The organism is Streptomyces phaeochromogenes (assembly GCF_001418655.1).
Classification (GTDB): domain Bacteria; phylum Actinomycetota; class Actinomycetes; order Streptomycetales; family Streptomycetaceae; genus Streptomyces; species Streptomyces phaeochromogenes.
Genome location: NZ_LIQZ01000156.1, coordinates 1 through 1,806, shown reverse-complemented (window position 1 = coordinate 1,806; position 1,806 = coordinate 1). Strand labels below are relative to the sequence as shown.

The window sequence follows — 1,806 nt, the reverse complement described above, 5'->3', positions numbered from 1 at the left end:
CGCGGCGCGGTACGGGCCGCGGGCCAGGCGAAGGCCCACAGGGCGAGGGCCACCAGCACGGGCACCAGTACGACGACGGCGACGACATGGCGGCCGTGCGACGACGGGGGCGGCTGCTGCGGCGACTGTGACGGCTGTGACGACTGCGGTGCGCGTGCTGGCGCGGTCCCGGTGTGCGTAGCGGATTCGGCGGACATGGTCTCTTCCCTTGGGGTGTGGGTGTGGGTGTGGTTGTGGGTGCTTGGTGTGTGGGTGCGGGCGAGCGGTTCCACTAAAAAGAAGGATCGTTCGTTTTGCTTGCTCCGTCACTGTCCTGCGGGTGCCGCGACTTGTCAAGAATGAATGTTCGTTTTAGATTTCGGTCATGGCTCGTGTATCCCAGGCACACCTCGACGCCCGTCGCCGCCAGATCCTCGACGGCGCGGCCCGCTGCTTCGCCCTCAACGGGTTCCATGCCACGTCGATGCAGGACGTGCTGAAGGAGGTGGACCTCTCGGCGGGCGCGGTGTACCGCTACTTCAGCGGCAAGGACGAGCTGATCGCGGCCATCGTCACCGAGGTCCTCGGAGGTATTCGCGAGGCCTTCGAAGAGGCCGCCCGGCAGACTCCGCCCCCGCCGCCGGACGTANNCGGGGGCGGTGAGGCGAAGCACGGGCTGGCGTGGGACGGGGAGGCATCCTTCCCCCGGCTGATGATCCAGGTCTGGACGGAGACACTCCGTGACAGCGAGCTGTCGCAGGTGCTGCGCACGGGCTTCGTCACCGTGCGCGAGGCCTGGGTGAAGGTCGTCGAGGGCTATCAGGAGGCCGGGGTGATGCGCGCGGACATCCCCGCCGACCACGTCGCCAGGACCATGATCGCCACCGCACAGGGGTTCGCCGCCCAGCAGGCGCTCTTCGGCTCGGCGCCGGTCGAGGTGATCCAGGACGGTCTGCGGGGGTTGATGAGCATGGAGTCGCCGCGCTGACGCCGACCGGTCCGGGTGTGCGGCACGGACCGACGACCAGGTCCGCCGGTCGGCTCGTTCTCCGTGGTCCCCGTGCAAATCCCCGCGCGGCGGTTAACGTCCCTGAAATCCCGCGCAACTAGCCTGCACCACCATGTCACCAGGGGTTTTCGCAGCCCGGGACGCGCAGAGTCGCGCATTCCGGCCGCGTACCGCAGTCGCGTACTGCATCCGAATCCTTCGTGGTGGCTGCGGCAACCGGACCCCGCACGGTCCGGAGCGAGGACTGTGAGGTGGACGCCGTGCAACTGACGCCGCACGAGCAGGAGAGGCTGCTCATCCATGTGGCCGCCGATGTGGCCGAGAAGCGCCGCGCCCGGGGGCTGAAGCTCAACCACCCCGAGGCCGTCGCCCTGATCACCTCACACATCCTCGAAGGGGCCCGGGACGGCCGCACCGTGGCCGAACTCATGGCCTCCGGGCGGAAGATCCTCACCCGCGAGGACGTCATGGAGGGCATCCCCGAGATGATCCACGACGTCCAGGTGGAGGCCACCTTCCCGGACGGCACCAAGCTCGTCACCGTCCACGACCCGATCGTCTGACGGGGGAGCGGCAGCCATGATTCCCGGAGAGATCCTGTTCGCCGACGGACCCGTCGCCTTCAACGAAGGCCTTGAGGTCACCCGGCTCACCGTCCTCAACGCCGCCGACCGGCCCGTTCAGGTCGGCTCCCACTACCACTTCGCCGAGGCCAACCCCGGTCTGGACTTCGACCGCGCCGCAGCGCGCGGCAAGCGGCTCAACGTCGCCGCCGGCACCGCCGTTCGCTTCGAGCCCGGGATCCCCGTCGACGTCGA

General features: G+C 68.8%; 2 protein-coding genes and 2 pseudogenes. 3 read left to right on the top strand and 1 reads right to left on the bottom strand.

From position 1 onward, the window contains the following. A pseudogene (locus AOK17_RS50800) lies at positions 1-197 on the bottom strand (hypothetical protein); the annotation flags it as partial. Between the two features lie 167 nt (positions 198-364). Between AOK17_RS50800 and AOK17_RS52345 the strand changes: the two are divergent. From AOK17_RS52345 to ureB, 3 genes and pseudogenes are all read left to right on the top strand, one after another. After that, positions 365-628 (top strand): annotated as a pseudogene (locus AOK17_RS52345) (TetR/AcrR family transcriptional regulator); the annotation flags it as partial. Between the two features lie 620 nt (positions 629-1,248). Continuing rightward, positions 1,249-1,551, top strand: a complete 303-nt coding sequence (locus tag AOK17_RS21190) for an urease subunit gamma (RefSeq protein WP_055614092.1) — start codon at positions 1,249-1,251, stop codon at positions 1,549-1,551. A gap of 16 nt (positions 1,552-1,567) precedes the next feature. Continuing rightward, positions 1,568-1,806 (top strand): urease subunit beta (ureB, locus tag AOK17_RS21185; protein ID WP_055614091.1); only part of this gene is annotated, 239 nt, incomplete at its 3' end.